This is a genomic window from Petrotoga halophila DSM 16923, assembly GCF_002924615.1.
On record NZ_JALY01000025.1, the window covers coordinates 1 to 20,925 of the forward strand.

Annotated in this window: 18 protein-coding genes and 1 tRNA gene; 8 read left to right on the plus strand and 11 right to left on the minus strand. The window is 31.7% G+C overall.

Annotation, left to right across the window (positions count from 1 at the left end; genetic code table 11):
* The 8 genes from thiI to AA81_RS01205 form a co-directional block, all read left to right on the plus strand.
* Nucleotides 1–1,191: tRNA uracil 4-sulfurtransferase ThiI (thiI, locus tag AA81_RS01170; protein WP_103897931.1), on the plus strand; the 1,191-nt coding region annotated here is incomplete at its 5' end.
* A 44-nt stretch (nt 1,192–1,235) separates the two neighbouring features.
* A complete protein-coding gene (locus AA81_RS01175) occupies nt 1,236–2,012 on the plus strand; it encodes a lysophospholipid acyltransferase family protein (RefSeq protein ID WP_103079455.1) in 777 nt (258 codons plus the stop codon).
* A 29-nt stretch (nt 2,013–2,041) separates the two neighbouring features.
* Nucleotides 2,042–2,554: a bifunctional nuclease family protein gene (locus tag AA81_RS01180; RefSeq protein ID WP_103897932.1), complete on the plus strand. Its 513-nt coding sequence runs from the start codon at nt 2,042–2,044 to the stop codon at nt 2,552–2,554.
* A 26-nt stretch (nt 2,555–2,580) separates the two neighbouring features.
* On the plus strand, nt 2,581–3,447 hold the full coding sequence (locus AA81_RS01185) for a polyprenyl synthetase family protein (protein WP_103078136.1): 867 nt from the start codon (nt 2,581–2,583) through the stop codon (nt 3,445–3,447).
* Between the two features lie 68 nt (nt 3,448–3,515).
* Nucleotides 3,516–5,870, plus strand: a complete 2,355-nt coding sequence (locus tag AA81_RS01190; protein ID WP_146050310.1) for an esterase/lipase family protein — start codon at nt 3,516–3,518, stop codon at nt 5,868–5,870.
* 32 nt (nt 5,871–5,902) lie between these two features.
* Nucleotides 5,903–6,997: a tetratricopeptide repeat protein gene (locus AA81_RS01195; RefSeq protein WP_146050311.1), complete on the plus strand. Its 1,095-nt coding sequence runs from the start codon at nt 5,903–5,905 to the stop codon at nt 6,995–6,997.
* A 73-nt stretch (nt 6,998–7,070) separates the two neighbouring features.
* Nucleotides 7,071–7,146, plus strand: a tRNA-Gly gene (locus tag AA81_RS01200).
* 52 nt (nt 7,147–7,198) lie between these two features.
* On the plus strand, nt 7,199–7,747 hold the full coding sequence (locus tag AA81_RS01205; protein ID WP_103897935.1) for an RsmD family RNA methyltransferase: 549 nt from the start codon (nt 7,199–7,201) through the stop codon (nt 7,745–7,747).
* A 188-nt stretch (nt 7,748–7,935) separates the two neighbouring features.
* On the opposite strand, the gene AA81_RS01210 is transcribed toward AA81_RS01205, so the two are convergent.
* The 11 genes from AA81_RS01210 to AA81_RS01260 all read right to left on the minus strand — a co-directional run bounded on the left by AA81_RS01210 (nt 7,936) and on the right by AA81_RS01260 (nt 20,873).
* Nucleotides 7,936–9,138 (minus strand): alkaline phosphatase, encoded by a 1,203-nt coding sequence (locus AA81_RS01210; protein ID WP_169999574.1) that lies wholly within the window; start codon nt 9,136–9,138, stop codon nt 7,936–7,938.
* An 18-nt stretch (nt 9,139–9,156) separates the two neighbouring features.
* Nucleotides 9,157–9,999, minus strand: coding sequence for a hypothetical protein (locus AA81_RS01215; RefSeq protein WP_103897937.1), 843 nt, complete (start codon nt 9,997–9,999; stop codon nt 9,157–9,159).
* 12 nt (nt 10,000–10,011) lie between these two features.
* Nucleotides 10,012–10,974 (minus strand): calcium/sodium antiporter, encoded by a 963-nt coding sequence (locus tag AA81_RS01220; RefSeq protein WP_103897938.1) that lies wholly within the window; start codon nt 10,972–10,974, stop codon nt 10,012–10,014.
* 7 nt (nt 10,975–10,981) lie between these two features.
* On the minus strand, nt 10,982–11,875 hold the full coding sequence (lgt, locus tag AA81_RS01225; RefSeq protein WP_103897939.1) for a prolipoprotein diacylglyceryl transferase: 894 nt from the start codon (nt 11,873–11,875) through the stop codon (nt 10,982–10,984).
* A gap of 36 nt (nt 11,876–11,911) precedes the next feature.
* Complete coding sequence (gene recG, locus AA81_RS01230; protein ID WP_103897940.1) at nt 11,912–14,257, minus strand: ATP-dependent DNA helicase RecG; 2,346 nt, start codon at nt 14,255–14,257, stop codon at nt 11,912–11,914.
* A gap of 43 nt (nt 14,258–14,300) precedes the next feature.
* Nucleotides 14,301–14,552 carry a hypothetical protein gene (locus AA81_RS01235; RefSeq protein WP_103897941.1) on the minus strand — a complete coding sequence of 84 codons (252 nt, stop codon included), beginning with the start codon at nt 14,550–14,552 and terminating at the stop codon, nt 14,301–14,303.
* Complete coding sequence (locus AA81_RS01240; RefSeq protein WP_103897942.1) at nt 14,552–17,176, minus strand: O-antigen ligase family protein; 2,625 nt, start codon at nt 17,174–17,176, stop codon at nt 14,552–14,554. Before AA81_RS01240 ends, AA81_RS01235 begins: the two co-directional genes overlap by 1 nt.
* Nucleotides 17,177–17,366: 190 nt before the next feature.
* Nucleotides 17,367–18,734 (minus strand): N-acetylmuramoyl-L-alanine amidase family protein, encoded by a 1,368-nt coding sequence (locus AA81_RS01245; protein WP_103897943.1) that lies wholly within the window; start codon nt 18,732–18,734, stop codon nt 17,367–17,369.
* Nucleotides 18,731–19,756: a protein-glutamate methylesterase/protein-glutamine glutaminase gene (locus AA81_RS01250; RefSeq protein WP_439331570.1), complete on the minus strand. Its 1,026-nt coding sequence runs from the start codon at nt 19,754–19,756 to the stop codon at nt 18,731–18,733. The genes AA81_RS01245 and AA81_RS01250 overlap by 4 nt, the downstream gene beginning before the upstream one ends.
* A 57-nt stretch (nt 19,757–19,813) precedes the next feature.
* On the minus strand, nt 19,814–20,269 hold the full coding sequence (locus AA81_RS01255; protein ID WP_103076506.1) for a diacylglycerol kinase family protein: 456 nt from the start codon (nt 20,267–20,269) through the stop codon (nt 19,814–19,816).
* A complete protein-coding gene (locus tag AA81_RS01260; RefSeq protein ID WP_103076507.1) occupies nt 20,262–20,873 on the minus strand; it encodes a 2-oxoacid:ferredoxin oxidoreductase subunit gamma family protein in 612 nt (203 codons plus the stop codon). The genes AA81_RS01255 and AA81_RS01260 overlap by 8 nt, the downstream gene beginning before the upstream one ends.
* Nucleotides 20,874–20,925: the final 52 nt, after the last annotated feature.

A 20,925-nucleotide genomic window follows, 5' to 3' on the forward strand; every position in this document is an offset into this window, starting at 1 on the left:
AGGGTTGACGAAATTGGTCTAAAAAATAAAAATAAAAAGTTTTTTATGAATCAACTTAAAGAAAACATTCAAAGCAAAATCTCACAGAATTTCATTTTCAAAGTTAACAACAACAGAATATATTTAATTCCTCGAAGCAATATGAAGATTAGCATTAAAGATATCGATATTCTAAAAAAGATTTTTGGGATACATTCTTTTTCAATAGCTGAAAAAACTCAATTAGATATAGATTCAATTAAAAATAAGGTATATGAAATAGCAAAAAATTCTCTTGAAAACAATAATTATAGTACTTTTAAAATAAGTGTCAATAGAGCCAATAAATCTTTCCCTTATAACAGCCAAGAATTCGCTGGGATGATGGGAGAATTTACTTTGAATTATTTCCCCCAACTAAAAGTTGACTTAAATCATCCAGAGCTTAATATAGAAATAGATATTAGAAAAGAAGGTGCGTTTATATTCAACAATCGTTTAGAAGGAGCAAGCGGATTACCTGTTGGTACATCTTCAAAAGGAACCGTTTTGTTGTCAGGTGGGATTGATAGTCCAGTAGCCACTCTTTTAATGATGCGACGAGGGATGTTACTAAATGCTGTAAACTTTTATAGTCCGCCATTTACTGGTCCTAAATCTTTAAGTAAAATTTTGAAAATTGGTTCTATACTGTGTGAATATATGTCTTTTCCTTTTTATTTATATGTGGTACCTTTAACTAAAATCCAACTCCTCTTCAGAGATATAAAAGAAAACAAGTATTCAGTTATTCTACAAAGAAGAGCTATGATGAGGATTACCAACAAAATTTCTGATATTACAAACACAAAAGTTCTGGTTAGCGGCGAAAGTTTGGGGCAGGTAGCCTCGCAAACAATAGAAAATCTACTAACAATTTCTAACTCCAGTCAAAAAGATCTTTTAAGACCACTTATAGGTTTTACAAAAAACGAAACAATTAAATTATCCCAAAAATTCGGATTGTATGAAACATCTATTTTACCATACGAAGATTCCTGTAGCGTATTTATTCCTCCTAAACCTGCCACTAAATCAAATATAAATCACATAAAATCTATTGAGGATTCTTTGCCACATTTAAGTGAATTAGAAAAAGAAGCTTTGGTTGAAGCTAAAAAATATAAGATTGAAGATAGTAAAGTTTCAGAAATTGATCACTTTGAATCATAGTCTTATGTGTCTTAAAGAAAAGGGACGAAAAAGGAGGGCAATCAATGAAAAAAGTATTAGAAACAATAAAGGCGATTTTTTTCACAATATGGTTAATTATTGGTTTTTTTGGCGTTGTAATTGTATATGGAAGTTATGTATTGATAAAAGCCAATATCTTGGAAAAACGGAAAGGATTCAAAGTCTCGCAAGAATATATTAGAACAGTTGTATCTTGGTTTGGAAGAGTTACTTTTAAATTTTTAAATAGCAAGATTTTAGTTTTCGGTGAAGAAAATATACCAAAGCAAGGGCCTTATGTAATAGTAGCGAACCATCAAAGCATATTCGACATTCCTTTAATTTTAGGTTATATTTATCCCACAGCTTTTATAGCGAAAAAAGAGCTTTCTATGATTCCTATATTGGGAAGTTTCATCAAAAAGCTTGGTTCTATTTTAATAGATAGAAGTAATGTAAAAAGTGGTGCTATAGCTCTTAAAAAATTTGCAAAATTATCTCAATCTGGAGAAATAATAACCCTTTTTCCGGAAGGAACAAGGAGTTTAGATGGTCAAGTAGGCGAATTTAAAAAAGGAACTCTATTAATACCTTTTAGGTATAATATAAAAATATTACCCATCACAATAGATGGAACTATCAAAATGAGCAAAAAAGGAAGCGCCTTTATCAAACCCTCGAATATTAATCTATTCATACACGAACCAGTTGAGCCAAAACTTTTCGCTAGTGAAGGAGAATTAAGAGAATGTCTTAAAAGCATTATCAGTGAAAAGATTACAAGCGAGTCTCAACTGGCTTTGAAAGAAACAAGAGCGTAATTCTAGTTTTTTTAAGGAGGTTTTCAACCATGAAAAAAGTAAGCAATGTTACTATGGGAATAGATAAAGTTTCAAACTCACCAATAGTTTTTTTAAGGATACAAGATACAAACGTTGTTGTACCAATATGGATTGGACCTTGTGAAGCTGGTGTATTAGCTTTAATATTGAGAAACGAAGATTTTGAAAGGCCTTTAACCCATGATCTCATCGGCAATATCATCGAACAACTGAAGGCGAAACCTATTAAGATAGAAATAGACGAATTCAAGCAGGATATTTATTACGCTAAATTAGTCTTGGAAGGTAGTGATTCTAAAGAGATCTATATCGACGCAAGGCCTTCGGATTGCATTATTTTATCGTTAAAAAACAACTTGCCTATTTACATAGAAGAAGAAATAGTATCCGAACATGGTATTGATGCTTCTTTTATAAACACAGAAGAAGAAAGCGAATTCAGACAAGATATTGAGAACTTCGATATAGACGAGTTAAGAAGGAAATTTGAAAATAAAAATAAAGATCAAGATGACGAATAATTTGTATAATTGTATGAGGTGAATCGATGGAATTTCTAAAATTATCTGAGTTTAAAGACGTCTTTGACAAGAATATAAGAGTTTTTTTTGAAAATTTGGAGCTTGGAAATCATTTAAAAAATCCATTGTTTTATTACATAGCAAACGGAGGCAAGAGACTAAGACCATGGATTATATATAACTTTGGGCAAATAGTATCTGCAAATAAAAAAATTTTAATGGACATTGCGATAGCTGTCGAAATTTTACACTCCTCATCCTTAATACATGATGATCTACCTGCCTTAGACAACGCAAAGTTAAGAAGAGGGGGGCTTGCAAACCATTTAAAGTTTGGAGAATATAAAGCTCTATTAGCTGGAGATTATGGATTCACTCTCCCCCTGCAGATCGTTGCCAATTTAGATAATATAAACGAAGGAAACAAACTTCTTTTAATGGATTATTTTATAAAAACCATTTTAAAATTATTCCAAGGAGAAATGGAAGATCTAATCTTTGAAAAAGAAGATAGAGAAGTAAGTGAAAAAGAAATTCTTGAGATGTATTCAAAGAAAACAGGCGCGGTTTTTGGTTTTTGTTTTGCATCTCCTTTTTTAATGATCGGGGAAGTACAGCTAGCTAAAGAAATGAATATAATAGGCACTGATTTCGGTGTATCTTTCCAAATTTTCGATGATCTAAAAGATTTATTTACTACGGAAGAAGAAATTGGAAAAGAAACTAATAAAGATGTAAACAAAAAGACTCTTTTAAATTTTTATAATTTTCAAGAAACACAAATAATAGCCGATAATATCTATAGAAATGTTTTACAAAAATTGGAAGAACTTAACCTAAAAGAACTATCTCAAATTTTGAAGGAAGTTAGAAAGACTGTAGAAACAAGTTAACAATCTCAAAAGGAGTTGACTGAGTTATAAAATTCAAACCTTTTAACTTTTTAAATAAAATTAAATACATGGAAAAAAAATACAAAATTCTTTTATTTATTATTGTAATTGCCATTGTGATGCTTGTTTTTTTCCTTATTTTTAAAAACATCTTTTTACCTCCAAAAGAGATAACTCCTTCTTCTACAAACATTCAAATAGATATACCTAAGTCTGCTTTTTCTTCAAAGAAAAACATTGACATTAGAGTTGTAGATAAAAGTTCTGAAGAATATCAAGAATTGATCAACTACAAAAATTTTTATGGGGAAATATACAAAATCACTTTCTCCGATGAAAGTAATGAATCCTCTATTTTACCAATTACTTTAAGATACAAGATCCCAAAAGATAATTATTTCGGAGATAACTTCATCAATTTTTCCTTGGCTTACATTACACGCGAGGATCCTCCTATTGTTTCGGAATTCAGCGGAGAAAAAATAGTAAAAATCGAGAATGAGTATTATATAGAAGCACAAACCTTCCAAATAACTAAAGTCCATTATATAGGTCTAGTCATTGAATCTCCACAAGAATCATCTATTGGACTCAAGGTTATAAAAGAAGCACCACCAACTCTTGAACCTGATATTATTTTAATTCCTGGAACGGATCTTAACTTCCTTGGAAGAGTAATGAATGTACCTGAAAATGGTTATCCACAATCTTTTTGGTCCTCCCTTTTCCCAAATAGAACCATTTGGAGTTACAATTACCCCTTGACATCTACAAGAAGCCAAAATTACAATGATTCTTTTGTTAGCTTTGTTAAAAGAACAGGGATTAATAGCTATATCGAATTTGAAGGAAGGCGACTTGCTCAAGAACTTTCTAGATTTCCTAATAAAAAGTTTGATATCATTGCACATGGTATCGGTGGATTAATTGCTCGATATGCTTTAGAGTCTAGTCAAACAATTCAAAATGTCGAAAATTTAGTACTTATTTCTACTCCAAATAAAGGAAGTAATCTTGCAAACCCTCTTTTTTTCAACTTACTCTTTGGAAAAAACACGGATATATTATCTCAATACTTTAATGTTGAAGATAGCACAATATTAAAAATCACCTCGCAAATTAGTTCTTACCTTGATCAAATAAATTCGTATTACGAAGATCTTATTCCTGACTCTGAGTTTCTAAATAAATTGAACTCTTTTGGAATAAGAAATGACATCAGATATTTATCGGTTATTGGTAATAACCCTGAAATAGAGGAAGACTTATCGAACAAATATATTTCCAGACTGTATCCAGAATTTGTGCAAGGAAAGGGAGATGGAATAGTAAGTGTTGACAGCGCCAACTTAGAAGGTATTGAAAAAACTTATTATTCTAAAAAAAGCTTTTATGAAATTTACAATGATCCTGACGTTTTAAAGGAAATAGTTAATTTTTTAGAAGAATCTGTCCCATCATATTCAGTGGAGCCTTTTAAAGATGATAATTTTGTCGAATACACATACGAAACTGAAGAAGGAAACAGCTCTAGCGACCAAAGTAAAAATACCCACCCCAGTATAATTTCGTCTTTTACCCTTCCATCACAGTATAAGGAAAGTTCAATTTTACTAAATCCAGTGAAGCAAGGAGAAATAGATGAAGATACACTGAGCATTATTGCAGTGGGAGAAAATATTTATTTTAAAAGTCCTAATTCTATTTACAACAGCAAACTAGAAAAAATATTTTCAAACAAAATTATGGGAGGATTACTATTTAACAACAAATACTATATATCTACCATTGATGGTATATACATTTTGAATGAAAACGGCAAAATTGATAAAATTAATTCAGAAATACCTTCTAAAGGTACCGAAATTTACTATTTACCAAATATAGGGTTTTTAAGTGTAGAATATGAATCAAACAATTGTAACGTTTATCTCAACGATTCCTTGATAAATCAAGGCAGCAATTTTATATCATTAAAAGTAATAAATGGGGAAATATATGTCATCTTTGAGGATAAAATAACAAAACTACAAAATAAAGATGTCGTAGAATTAATAAATACTTCCACCATTCAAGAAGTTTTAGAAACTCAGTTTGGGGAGATTACTGATTTTGCTTTATATAACAACAATTATTTTATTTTATTTTCAAATTATAAATTAGTTCTTTGGAATAGTTCAAAAAATGGATTACAACTTATAGAAGACGGAAATATAGGAAGATTAAAATTACAAATATTTAATGATAAATTATTTGTTTTCGGAAAAGATTATGTGAGCTACATACTTTTAAAAGAAGCTACTTTTCCTGGTTTTTTCCAAAGATTTGAAAGACACATAATTGATGTCCTTATCGATAAAAACGGCAAAGGATGGATAGTCACCAAAAATAACCGAATTGAAATAATTACATTTTCTTTGTGAGGTGAATCATCGTTAAGAAAGTACTCACTCTGTTGATAATTCTGCTCCAAATAATGTTGATATTTGCTGATAATTACGAAGTTGCCTACGAATACTATATGAATGGCTTAAAGTACTATAGAAATGCCCAATATGATTTGGCTCAAGATTTTTTTGAAGAAGCTTTGCAACTATCACCTAGATTAGAAAGTGAAATACCCGATATAAAATTGTATTTAGGGTTATCTGCATTTCACAACAAAGATTACGATACAGCTAAAATATATTTGCAGCCATTTAAGGATATTCCTATTGTGGATGAAGCTCTAAGAGTTATTGAATCTTTACCCTCCGAATCAGATGCTTTCGACGCTTCAAATCTAAAAATCAACAATACTCAATCTCCTGAAAAAGAACAGCAAAATTTTAATTTTTTAACCTTTTTTACTATAATGTTAATAATATTTGTTATTTCCTTGGCGGCCTCATTTTTTACCGTTTTTTTGATACGTAAACATGTCTCTTTTGAAAAAAAAGAAAATGAGTTAAATGATTTGAAAATACTAACCAATATAGACAAAGTTGAAACCCAAGAAATCAAATACAAAACAATAGACCAATTTGATGAACCACATATAAAAAAAGTTTGGAAGGTATCATCACCTTTAAAAAAACTTATAGGGATAACTTCGAATGGAGACATTTCTCCAGATGAAAATAACGTATCAGAAGGTCCCAAGGAAGGGAAATTAAATGAGATAGAAGACCTTGAAAACAAGCTTGATAAAGATATAAACGATATCTTAAGAGAATCAAACCTTGAAGAAATTGAAGAAATTCTAAATGAGTTAGAAAGCAATGGTGAAAAAAGTAGCATTCAAGAACCAGTTACCCTCGAAGAGGAAAGTAATGAAAAAAACCAAGAAGAATATTCTCACTTGGAAGATGCTATAAAACCTGATTCTGAGATAAAAAATAACTTTTCTTCGATAATGGAAAAAGAAGAAAAAGAATTATCATTTGAAGATGATCTAGATAATGACTTATTTGATATAATTAAGGAATTAGAAACAAAAAAAATTTCTCAAAATAATTTACAAAAGTTCTTTCATAAATTATTTTATGACGTTAACAAGGATAAAATATAATCAAAATACTAAATATTGATTTTGTTTTAAATTATTGGTATAATATATTTGATTCAAAATAAAAATTTCAAATGCGGATGTGGCTCAGTTGGTAGAGCTCCAGCTTCCCAAGCTGGGAGTCGCGGGTTCGAGTCCCGTCATCCGCTCCAAAAACGGAAGGGGCTTAATGAAGCTCCTTCTTTGTTTGTATGAGGTGTAAAAATGGCTTTGAAGATTGAAAGCGGCAAATTTAAGAATACTAATATAGAAACAGTTGATGATCGTAGGACAAGATATACTCCTGCTACTTTAAGAAGGGCTTTGATGAGCATTTTTGATTTTTCAGGTGCTAACTTTTTGGAGTTTTTTGCAGGTAGCGGCATAATGAGTTTTGAAGTTTTAAGTAATGGGGCAAAAAGCTCCACAATGGTGGATATTTCGTCTAAAGCGGTGAGCTCGATTTTAAAAAACGCTGAATCTTTAGGGGTACTAAGTAATATAAAAGTTATAAAATCAGATTTTAGAAAATCTATTACAAAACTTTCAGCCGAACAGTTTGATTACATATTTGCTGATCCACCATTTAATAATCATTATGTCCAAGAGTTTTTGAAATTCATAGATTCAAATATATCTTTAATTAGAAAAGGGGGCTATATCATTATTGAAAAACATAAAAATGAAAAAATTGATTATATACCCAAAAATTTGATTAGGGAAGAAGTAAGAGATTACGGTGATATTGAAATTCTAATCTTTTTTAAATCTTAAAAAAAGGGCCTTAATAAGGCCCTAATTTGGAAATGAATTCTTCCGGGGACAGAACACTCCAGGAGGGAGGGTAACCTACAAAAGTGCTCTGTAGAGATATTATACATCATGAAATTTTTTTCTCAAAACCCAATTATAGGCAATTACTTTCAATTAATAGCGATTAAAGCCGTTTAACTCCATTTAAGTCAATAAATCTCAAAAATTGAAAAAATCTCATTATTTGATATTATATTTTTATCAAAGGGAACGTTGGAAAAAAGAGGTACATAATCTAATGTATGTCCAAAAGTGCCCCAATTTACACCTACAGGATCGTTTAATACATCATAAAAACTTCTAACCACAGACGATTGATAACTTACATTTTTTCCTGAATTCTTTGTATAGTAAAATTCTTTTTCTAAATCAAGTTTTAACCCTAATTTTTCTTGAAACTCTTCATAATTCTTAGATTGGTTAAATGTACTTATCATCTTTTCATAAGAAAAAGCACTGGGTTGAAACTTATTAAGAGCTAAAAAACCATCACCTAAACTCAACCCACCCGTTGAATGATCTGCAGTCACTATGATCAAGGTATCTTGAGGATATTGCTTATAAAAATCGATAGCAACCTTCACTGCCTTGTCAAAATCTAATATTTCGTTTATCATTGAATAAGTATCATGTGCATGTGCAGCGTGATCGATTCTTCCCCCTTCTATTAAAATGAAAAAAGGAGAACCATTAAATTTACTCAATGCATAATTTAACGTTTCTTCTAACGTTACTCTGTTTGGATCATCCGTTAAAAAGGGGAAATTCCCATAATATAACATAACAATTTCATCATCAAGAGACGGAATCCTATCAAGTGTTTCTGTGTAAAAATATCCGTACTCTTTTGTGTTGCTATCCTTAAGATAAGCTTTTCCTCCCCCTATGAAAAGATCAAAATTACTTTCTAAAAGATCTTGCGTTATCTTTTGGTAATCTTTTCTATTTTCAACGAAAGCATAAGCACCCGCAGGGGTAGCATCAATGATGCTGTTGGTTGTTATGACACCAATTTTGTACCCTTGTTTTTTTAGTTCATAAGTAATGGGAAGTATTTTTTCATCATCAGGATTAATGTTTATTCTATCGTTGTAGGTTTTTTCTTTAGATAAAATTGCTGTTATGGCTGCTGCTGAATCCGTTACACCATTCATCGAAGAAGTTTCAACCATTCCATAGTAAGGTAATTCTAGGATGTGTAGTTGATCTGTGTATAAATATTGCTTATACATATTAGATAACTGCATGTGTGGAATTCCCATTCCATCAGCTATAAACAAAAAAACATAGTCAAATGAAAAAGAAAGATAAACTAAAAGAGTAATGAGAAAAACCAACAAAATTTTTTTCACTTTTAACACCTTCATTGTTTAATTAATGTTTTCAAATAAATTTTCAAAACTTTTATCATCTAATCTATCAAAATTATTTAAAATATATCTTTCTATATCAAATATTTTTTCTTTGTCAAAATCCAATCTTTCCATGAAGGATATTACACTTTCTCCATAAGGTTCATCGTAAAAACCTGTTTTTTTTAGTTCAAGTTCTTTCAAATATTCCTCGGGAGAAACCTCTCTAAGAAACAATAATGAATTAGTTTCTGCTAGGATTTCGTGCCAAGTATCCTTTAGGGAGGATTTCACCTTGTAACCGAAAAAATAATGGGATAACTCATGAACTAAATCCTTGATAGAATTAACAACGTAAATACTTGGCAAAACTTGAAAAGACCTACTTTGATTCATATAAAGAATATACAAGGGTTCATTGATCTCTGAAACATTTTCCAAAAAATCTTTAGATTCAACAATCCAATTCTCTAACCATTTTTCGTTATAGAAAAAATTATCTAGGTTACAAAGAGTATTTTTATTTTTCAAATAAACCATTGCCGACGAAACGTCTCTTTGCCTTTGAACTAAAGAATCTCCACTTTGACGTGGCAAAAATCCGTTTTGTACATTTAACAAAATAAACTCCTCAAAAGGTATTTCTTCGTAAAAAAAGATAGTTTTCTCTTTAAAGGTATATTGAATGTCATCATAGAAAATTACCTTTGTTAAACTTGTTGAAAAAATTCTAATATTGTAATCTTCTTCATCAACTAAAGTAACCGGATAAAAGAAAAAAAAGAGAAATACAATAAAAACAAAAATAACGAGTAACGTCCTTTTTCTATTATCGATGCCCATTTTTATTCCTTTCTTCATACTTTAAAAAAGCTACCCAATTTTTATGCTAATTATTATGTAGATTACATACAAAGAAAATAGTATGGAACCTAAACCTCTTCCAACTTTTTTATCTTTTTTGATCATCGTACCAAGCAACAAGACCAATGCTAGTAAAAGCCCATAAGAAACATCAAAAGTAACCGGTCTATCTGCCTTGGCACCATTTATCAGGGCTGATATACCTAGTATGGCAGCAACGTTGAATGTATTGGAACCAACTATATTCCCCATCACTATATCATCCGAATGTTTGATCGCTGCAACAACAGCGGTAACTAATTCTGGCAGGGAAGTCCCTACAGCAACTATAGTTACCCCTATCAAAGATTCTGAGATTCCAATATTTTTAGCAAATATAACTGAATTACTTACCGTCAACTCTCCTCCTATTATCAACATAGCCAACCCTAAAGCAGAAAAAGTGATTATTTTAGCCCAAGACTCTTCTTTTTCGACTTTCTTCATTTCATCGCTTTCAACAAGTTGTTTCCTCATTTGTTGATCATTTTTTGCCATATAATAGAGATAAGCCATAAAGATAAGCAAAAATGTTATCAATATCATACCATCGTATCTAGTTAGAACACTATTCCCTTCCATTATCATTGCAAATATAACCACTGAAATAATAAGCAAAAAAGGCATTTCTATGTTTACTGTAGATTTTTGAATTTTTGTTGGGGAGATTAAAAAAGAGATTCCTAAAATTAATCCAATATTTGCGACGTTGGATCCAAGAACGTTTCCTAATCCTACACTAGCCCCTTTTATTGACGAAGAAATTGTAACAACTAATTCAGGCGCACTGGTACCAAAAGCCACCACCGTTAAACCTGCAAAAAGTTCAGAAACACCTACTTTTCTTGTTAATCCAAGGGCTCCTTCAATTAGCCTATCTGCCCCTCTTATTAAGAGAAAAATACCTAAAGCTATTAATAGAATATTTACCAATCAATATTCACTCCTTTTTTTCAACGTTTTCCCTTTTGTTTCTCAGGTATACAAAAAGAAAAAAACCCAACACTATCAATATTAAGCTTATAACTACTGCAACGCGAAAATCCCCAATGTAAAGACTATCAGTTCTTAACCTTTCGATTGGGATTCGCCCAATAGAATAAAGAATTAAATACAGAGCGGTGACTTCTCCATACGTTTTTCTCTTATTTCTAATAAAATAAAACAATATTAGAAATACCACCAAATTCCAGGCAGATTCATACAAGAATGTTGGATGAAAATACTCATAGGCTTCATACCCTGGCATTCGATCAGGCAAAGAAATGTACATCTTCCATGGAAGATTTGTCGGTGAACCGTATGCTTCGTGGTTGAAAAAATTGCCCCATCTTCCAATAGCCTGAGCTAACGGTAAAACAAAGGTGAATAAATCTAGCCCTTGCAGAAATGTAAAGGTACACTTTTTTTTCAAACGTGTATACATAAAAACTACCAAAAAAGCAGCCAATATTGCTCCATGTATAGCCAATCCTCCATGCCATATCTTAAAAATTTCTGAAGGATTTCGAGAGAAGTATTCAAAATTAAAAAGAACATAATATAATCTTGCTCCTATAATACCAAATATAATTCCCAAAGAAACTGCGGTGAAAAGATCGTCTTCGTTTATTTTTTCTCTTTCAGCTTCTTTCTGAGCAATAAATGTTGCCAACAGTATCGATGAAGCGATTAACAGTCCATACCATCTTATTTCTAATGGACCAACCGTAACTAAAACTGGACTGAAATACCATTCCCCAGAAAAACTCTTTGGTAAAACAACTATACAAATAACTAAAAAAGAGGTTATCGAAACCCACAAAGTGTTTAAAAAGACTTTATCCTTTTTCATATTCATCCTCCTAAAGCCTTCCAAAACTAAAAATCTCTATAGTACATTGACCAAATGTATTGAATCTCCATATCTTACTTGCAATTCGTGTTTTAAATTAGGATATCTATCGAAACTTTGGATAGAAGATAAAAAAAGTTCTACCGTTTTTCTTGAACTTTCTATAATATTTATATCTTCGACTAAATCTAAAAATTTAAATTCCGGCATCCCATGCTGTTCCACTCCAAAGAATTTGCCTGGTCCCCTCCATTTTAAGTCAATTTCTGCTACTTCAAAACCATCTAACGTCTTAGAAAAGGAGTTCATTTTACTTTTTATCTCATTGTTGGCATCATCATCTATTACTAAAAAGCAATAAGACTGTTTATCACTTCTGCCCACTCTTCCTCTGAGCTGATGCAATTGAGATAATCCAAAACGATCCGGATGTTCTATGACCATTACCGTTGCATCAGGGATATCTATCCCCACTTCTACTACCGATGTCGAAACTAATATATCATATTCTTTTTGAACAAATTTGTCCATAACGTCATTTTTTTCTGAAGATGAAAGCCTCCCATGTAAAAGTCCCACTTTATATTTTTCAAATACTTTATTTAACTCTTCATACATACTTATCGCGTTTTTTAATTCTAAGGCTTCAGATTCTTCTATCAAAGGATACACGAAAAAAACTTGATTCCCCTGATCTAATTCTTCTTTAACGAACTCATACAAACTTTTCCTGTTGGATTCAGCTACAAGTATTGTTTTAATAGGCCTTCTTCCTTTAGGCATTTCATCAATTAAGCTAACATCTAAGTCACCATAAAAAGTCATTGCTAAAGTTCTAGGAATAGGAGTAGCAGTCATAACCAAAATATCAGGATGATTCCCTTTTTTAATGAGTTCCAGTCTTTGATTCACTCCAAATCTATGTTGTTCATCAATAACCACCAACCCTAGTTTTTTAAATTCTACATCTTGTTGAATAATTGCATGGGTACCAACTACAACATTAATTTCTCCTGTCTTTAACTTTTCTTTAATTAATACTTTATCGCTTTCCTTGGTATCTCCCGTTAACAAAGCTACTTTTAAACCTAACGACTCTAAATCTTTTGATAGCCTTTTAAACTGCTGCTTTGCTAAAACAGAGGTGGGATTCATAACCGCTGCTTGATACCCGGCTTCACAAACATCTATAATCGCTAATTCTGAATCAACAGTTTTACCAGAACCAACATCCCCCTGCAAAAGCCTGTTCATAGGATATGGAGATATCAAATCTTTTCTTATCTCTTCATAACTTCTTTTTTGGGCTTGCGTGAGTTCAAAATTTAAAGTCTTGAGAAATTTTTCCGATAATTCTCCTTTTATCTCCTTCTTCTCACCTTTTTTCATTTCTTTCATCTTTAATTTCAGATAGATCATTGCTAACTCAAATAAAATTGCCTCTTCGTATTTTAAAGAGTACCAAGCCCTTTCTTTATGATAAATGCTTAAAGGAAAATGGATTCCTTTTATTCGCTTTTTCAAATCTAATAAGTTGAACCCTTGAACGAATTCTTCAGGTAAGAACTCTTCTAAAAAAAATGTCTGTTGAATAGCTTCTTTTGCTATTTTTCGCATAATTGTTTGGAAGATACCAGACGTCAATGGATAAACTGGCAGAATTTCTCTTTTGAAATCCTCCTCACTTTTGATAACTTGAAAATCTGGAGACTTCATCTGTTTCATACCATATGAATACTCTATCCTCCCATAAAAAGCAGACTTCACACCTCTTTTTAAATAAGATTTAACATAATCCTGGTTGAAAAAAGTAACAATTATGACCCCCGTGTCATCTTCCACTGAAAAGTTGTAAATAGTTAAACCCTTATTTATTTTTACTTCTTCACTTTTCACTACGTTCCCTATTATTACGACTTTTTCATTCTCTTTGGCGTTGAATATTTTAACAACCTTTCTTCTGTCTTCGTAATCCCGAGGTGGATAGTAAAAGAAATCTTTTAATGAATAAATACCTAATTTATTTAAAATTAAGGCCCTTTTCGCTCCTACTTTTTTTATATATTTTATATCGGTGAGTGGTGCTAATTTTTTTTCTGGTTTTACTGAGACTTCATCAACTAAATACCGCTCTTTTAAAATCTTTAAAGAGTCTTTTAAACCTTCTAGACGTTTTTCCTTGCGTTTTTCTGGCAATGTTTCAAGAGGTTTTATATAAGCCAGAATCTTCTTAACATCTTCCAAAAGGCCATTTTCTTTAATTATTTTGAAATTATTTTTTGCGATGCTATAAAAACTTGGGAAGATCTCTTCCCAAGTTATCATTCCCTTTTCTTTCAATTGAACAACATAATCAAAAGAATTTATAACTTCTTCAATCATTGCGCTTGAAAACTCCTATTCTTTGAGAGAATATTTTTCAAAGCTACTCTATAACTTTCTTTATAATGATTTTATCATCTTTCTTATAAATTTTATATCCATTCAATTCAGCTTCTTCAATTTGGTCATCTTCTATAAAAGGCTTAACTTTCATCAAAGAAGCATTTTCAACGTAGAAATCCTTCAGGCTACCTTCAAGTGTGTATCCATAAGAGTTTATTTTCAAATAAGCAGAAAATACAATCAAAAACCAACTCAAAGATATCAACAACAAAAACGTCATTACTTTGATCATTACTTTACCATCCTTCTTGTGAAAAATTCGTAATCACTGAAGAAACTTTCGATTCTATCTTGATATCTAGAATAATTGGGTGATCCTTCTTCTTTTAAACTCTTGTAATAGTTATAAACAGCTTTATAATTGCTAACAATGTTTTCTACTAGTTGATTTTTTAAATTTTCATCTCTCAAAGTTGAATATAACTCAGATAACAATTTTAATGAACTATCTGGTATCCCTCTAGATTTTTGGGCCATGTAATAATCTGCTTCTCCCTCTTTTTGAGTAATGAAAACTATTTTGTTTATTAATTCATCTTGTGGATATATATTTATCAGCCTTACGGTTAACAGCAAATATTCATAATAAACATCTTCCCATTCAGGAAACCTATTCCAACCCCCAGGAAGGATGTATATAGCTTGCTGCTCCCAATGATGAAAATTATTGTAAGCCTCGTCTTGAAGTTTTTCTACTGTCTTTAACTTATCTAGTGGAATGTAATCCTTTAGCTGTTCGTATAGAATTACGATGTTATAATATATTCTGCCTATTAATCTATAGGCATTCTTTTCATTGAATGATAAGTATGAATATTCTAACTGATTTATTCCATCGTAGAGGGTTTGAATTTTTAAAGTAATCTGTTTAGCATTGTTGTTCAAGTCGCTGGAATAAATCGGTTCTACGGTGTCTCTTAAAATATTATCAGGAAATGGCATTAAATCCATTGCACCTTCGAACTCTTCGATCATAAAATCGTAACCGTCGATTTCTTTTTCAAATATTTTAGGTAAATCTTCATAAGTAAGGGAATTCTGCCGAATGCTAGACGTCAAAAGTTGAGACAGGTAAAATGCCGATTTGCCGAAATTCGGATTCCATTTTAATGATTTCTGGAAATATTCAAAGGCATTCTTATAGCTTTGTTCTGCTCTATTCTCGTATGATAACTGCATATTTTTATAATCTTCTATCTGTGTGTCTATCTGGTTTATACTTTGAGTTATCCTTTGAAAATTCACACTCCCTGGAGTGTAATTCATCAATTGTTTTTGAAGACTGGATTTTTGAGCTTCAAGTTGGCTTATAATATTTGGTATTTGACTTTCAGTAGCGTTAATAAGAGATACCATTGAATTGTATTCACGATTTCCTTTAACGAAAAAAGCTTCTGATGTAACTTCGTTTATTTTGTAATACGACGCCACTATTCCAACCAAAACTAAAGGAATAATCACAACCTGACTATTTTTGATATTAAAACTTTTCACATGTGAATTGAACTGTTCTGATACAGCACTTGAGAGGATAAATACACTTAATATAAGGTTTGGATGCATGTGAAATGCAAACTCTGTGAATGCATGGATTGCCATGACCGTGGCGCTCCATCCAAATAAGGGGAATAAAAGGCTCTTGTTGTCATCATCTTTTTCAAACCTTAGAACTTTAAAGTATATCACCATTAAACTTACGAGCATTAACAATATTGAAGAGAAACCTAAAATACCTGTCTCTCCCAACACTTGTAGATAATCGTTGTGAGCTCTTTTGAAGTTATTCCATGCATATAAAAATCTCTCAGGATTTTCCGCTTGCACCTCAGCTAGGTAATGAACCGCATAAACGGGATATGTATTTATTCCACTTCCAATTATAAAATGGTTTTTATGATTCTCATCTGCAAATTGTTTTACAGCGGAGAGCCAAGACAAACTTCTTTCATCCCAAGAAGAAACAGAAGCCATAGCTGCGAAGCGGTCTGTCGCTATCACCTCTCCACCCCTGTTGAATGGCGTTTCAAAATTAAACATAAGGAATAAAAAGGCTAAAACAGATAAAACCAGAATTATCCATATTTTAAACTCTTTACTTTTTACATAATTTTTCAAGGTATCTTTTTTATTGGAAATGAGAAAAGATATTATAGTGAATCCTAATCCAACAAAGGTGGCAAGATAAATAGAACGAGTTTGTGCTAACAAAACAACCCAATACATTATAAAAACATTCGCTAAAGCATATATTCTAATGTAGATACTCGTATTCTTTCTCAAAGTAAAATATATAGAAATTGGTAATAGCTGTGCCAAATAGTCTGAAACAAAATTAGGGTTCCCGATAGTCGTTCTTAAGGCTATTCTTTGAGAAGGGTCTCCATACTTACCAAAGAACAAATCAAAGCCTAAAAACTTGTTCAAAAGCCCATCTATGGCTATAACAGTTCCCGTAACCATAAAAATAAAAAGACCATATTCGATGAATTTAAAATCCTTCCCAAAACGCGTTGTAACTACATACGAAAAAAAAGCAATAAGCACTATGTAGAAGGCTACTCCAGCTGACGTAGGTAGGTAATATTTATTCTCTATGTAAACTGATATCAAATATAAAAAGGCAGAAATACTGAAAAAAGATAAAAAAATGTGTGGATAAGTGAACTTTATTGAAATAGGTTTAGAAAAGTATTTAAACAAATAATAAATTAAAATAAAAACCATGAATAAAGAAAAAACCAAATGTTTTTGAGTAGAGTACTCATAAACCAAATTGGGTACCATTAAAAAAGGTATTAAAGCAAACAAAACAAGAAAAATCAATATATCAGTAGGAATTTTTGCCTTCTCTTGCAAATAAATTAACCTCCTTTATGGTTCGCCGGTTTGTGCGAACCAATTAATCAAAATAGATTTAAAATTCTTCTGAGGGTTTGGTTTGCCGGTTTTCTAAACGATGTTTTTTAATTGTTTTACGGTTTTTAAAAAGGTTTTAGGGGCTTGGGGTTTACCCCAACGTTTGGGTTGGGGGGCCACCTCCAACGCCCTATTTTAGACCAAAAAAGTCAATAACTGCGTTTTTAATAATTTCTGCAAAAACTTCCACATAGTCCCCATTCGTAAATTCATCTACTACTTGAGGATTACTGATAAATTCCATTTCAAATAAAACTGCGGGACTTCTGGTATAAGCCAAAACAGCGAACTCTGCTGTATGAACGCCCCTAAATTTAACCCCATTTACATTCAAATAACTTGCCAATATATTGGCAAACTTCTCACTTTCATCTAGACTGTTTTCTTTATCCGTCACCCATGTTTCTATAAGATTTTTATCAGTATTCAAATCTAAATTTTCCCGGTAGGCTATTCTTCTTGCATATGCGCTTTCTGAAAAATCAAAATAGTAAACCTCTGATCCGTAAACTGAAGAATCTTGAGGATAATCATTCAAGTGTAAACTAATGAATAAATCTGCACCTTTTTCATTAGAAAAAACTGCTCTATCGTGTAAATCAACGTATACATCGTTTGTTCTAGTCAGATAAACGTTAATACTGTAAGGTTTCAAAAGTTCTTGAGCTCTTTTTGCTACTTTTAAAGCAATGTCTTTTTCAAAAGTTTGGTTAGGACCAACAGCTCCCGGATCTATCCCTCCATGACCTGGATCCAAGACCAAAACAGGCAAGGTGATTGTATCTTTAAAAGAAAGGTCTAATATGATTCTATTTTCTTCAATTAATTCTTCCAAATCAGCGGAGTTGTTCAGTTTTACTTGTATCCAAACTTCTGTTGGTGAATAGTGATATGCCTTTATGTAATTGATCTTGTTGTTGTATTCTTCATAGTAATAAGAATCAGGAATTTCGGCACCTTTTATCTTAATTAAATATCCGGATTTATTAACTAAAGGATATATTCCAACATCTTCAGGACTTGAAGAAAGTTCTATTATTATTCTGGCATCGGTTTTCTGTATGATCGTTTTTATTGAGCTTATTTGAGTTAGCGGCAGGTTCAAGTAAACAGCAGAATCGTTAGAAATTAATTCTAAGTTGATCAACTTAGCTATCAACTCTGTAGTTAAATAAATTTCTCCATCGACTATTTTTAGATCACTTGGATCGAAACGAATGGATTCGGTGCTGTTAATAATTGCTAAACTATTCTGGGGAAAAATAAAAACGTTCCATTTGCTGTCTTTTACGTAAATCAAAGTATCGTTATATACATCTAAAGCTCTTCCACTCTTTTCAGAAATAACTTTTAAACTAACATATAAATTCTCCCCATTTTCGAAATAGTAAGCTGGATCTATTTCTCTCCATTGAAAATAAAGTGTTTTTGCAAATGTAGTAACTGAGAGAAATATAAAGCCAAAAATTATTAACCGCTGCATTACCCTTTTACTCATCTTTTTATCCCCCTTGGTTGCTCAGTTAAAATTTCCAATATTTTTTCTGCAATATCGTAATTGGGAAGGACAAAATCAGCATAACCTTCTTGGGCAACGATTTTTGGCATTCCATAAACCACGGAAGTTTCTTTCGACTCTGCTATAACCTTTCCACCGTAATGTTTAACTTTAAATGCCCCTTTCGCACCGTCTCTTCCCATTCCTGTCAGAATAACTGCCAATGACTTTTCTTTAAAAATTTCAGCAGCCAGATCAAAAGTGAAATCAGCAGAAGGTCGTACATTATTAATTTTATCGCTTTTATCTAAAAACAACTTTATTTTATGGTCCTCCTGTTTTAAACCCAAATGAAAATCCCCTGGAGCAATGTATACAACATTCTTTTGTAAAAATTCTCCCTCCTCAGCTTCTTTTACCTTCAAATTTGAAATTTTATCCAATCTATAAGCTAAAGAAGCTGTGAAACCTGCCGGCATGTGTTGAACAATAATTATTGGAACATTCAAATTTTCAGGTAGTTGCGGAATTATAACATCTAAAGAACGAGGTCCTCCCGTTGAACTTGCTATCAACACAACTTTTTCTCCCAATATATTTACTCTTGCACTTTTCTTTATCTTCTTGCTTCCAACAAAATGGATACTTTTCAATTTTTCGATAGAGACATTCATACTTTCTCTTATCTTTCTCAGCAATTCATCTTGAACGTCTCTTATAGTCCAAGAGGTACTTCCAGCCGGTTTTTGAATGAAATCAAAAGCTCCCTTTTCTAAACATTCTATTGTAATAGAGGCTTCTTTTGAAGTCAAACCGCTTACCATAATAACTCTTGTTGGAGATTTTAACATTATCTCACTTAAAGCATCGAGCCCGTTTTTTTTAGGCATTTCAACATCTAAAGTAATCACGTCTGGATTTAAAGACAAAGCTTTTTCTACCGCTTCAATTCCATCTTTGGCTAATCCAACTACTTTCATGTCAGGTTCCTTGTCTATAATATCTTTTAGGACCATTCGCATGAAGGCTGAGTCATCAACTATTAAGACCCTTATTTGATCCAAGTATCTTCCTCCTCATTATTTTTCTGTTTTTTTATATATAAAGCCACATAAATTCAAAAAAAGCAAAAAAACTATTGCTAAAATTATACCATATTTAGGGTTCAGATTGAAAAAAGCATGACCGAAGATAATTATTCCAATTGCAACTGCGAAGATAGAAGTTATAAAAACCGATGCAGCAGAAACATCCTTAATTATCTTTACCGAAGAGCTATAAAAAGGATGAAGAAAATCCAACAGTTTCTCTGCTACGGTATTCACTGTTTCCATAATCAACACTAGCATAACTGTGAATATTAAAAGTATAAACTCAACTTCAGTTAAGTTGGCAAAAATAGCAACAATTAACACTATTAATCCTATTAAACTTTGTATTCTAAAGTTTCTTTGAGATTTATAAATTTCGATGAGCCCTTTCAAAGCATAAGAAAAACTACTTTTTAGACTCCTGTTTTCATTATTTCTATTCATAACCTTTCCCTAATTTTTTATACATTTTAGTTGACTCTAACGGATACCTTTTTTTGCATAAATCATAGCCAATTTTGATGGCTTTTTCATCAATTTCTATGTAATTTTTTGATACGTTCGATTTGACTTCTTCTATAAGACTTTCCAAACTTATTATCTGAGTTACTGAGCAAAGAACCCCTAACCCTATCATATTTGCCACATTTTTGTTTGATAATTCTTCTATAGCTATTTGTGAAGCTGGAACTTTGATTATTTTTTTGGTGATTCTTTCTACATACTGGGGTATATTTTCAACAAATTTTTCATCGTAGAATAAAATACCATTTCTTTTGAGATTCCCAATATGATTTAAACCAACATTATGCATCAAATACAATATATCAAAATTTTTAGCCTCGGGATAATCTATAGGTTCTTGATCAAAGAGCACATCACAATAAGAAAGTCCACCTCTCACCTGTGCACCATAATGTTGAGATTGAACAACCCAAAATCCTTCTTTTACCAGTGCTTTTGCAAATATTATTCCCATTAAGATGTTACCTTGACCGGCTTCTCCGCTGAATCTCACCGAATTAGGCGTACTTATTAAACTACTCATTTCGGTGATACCTCCTGTGAAACCAATTTTTTCCTTAATTTTTCATACCTAT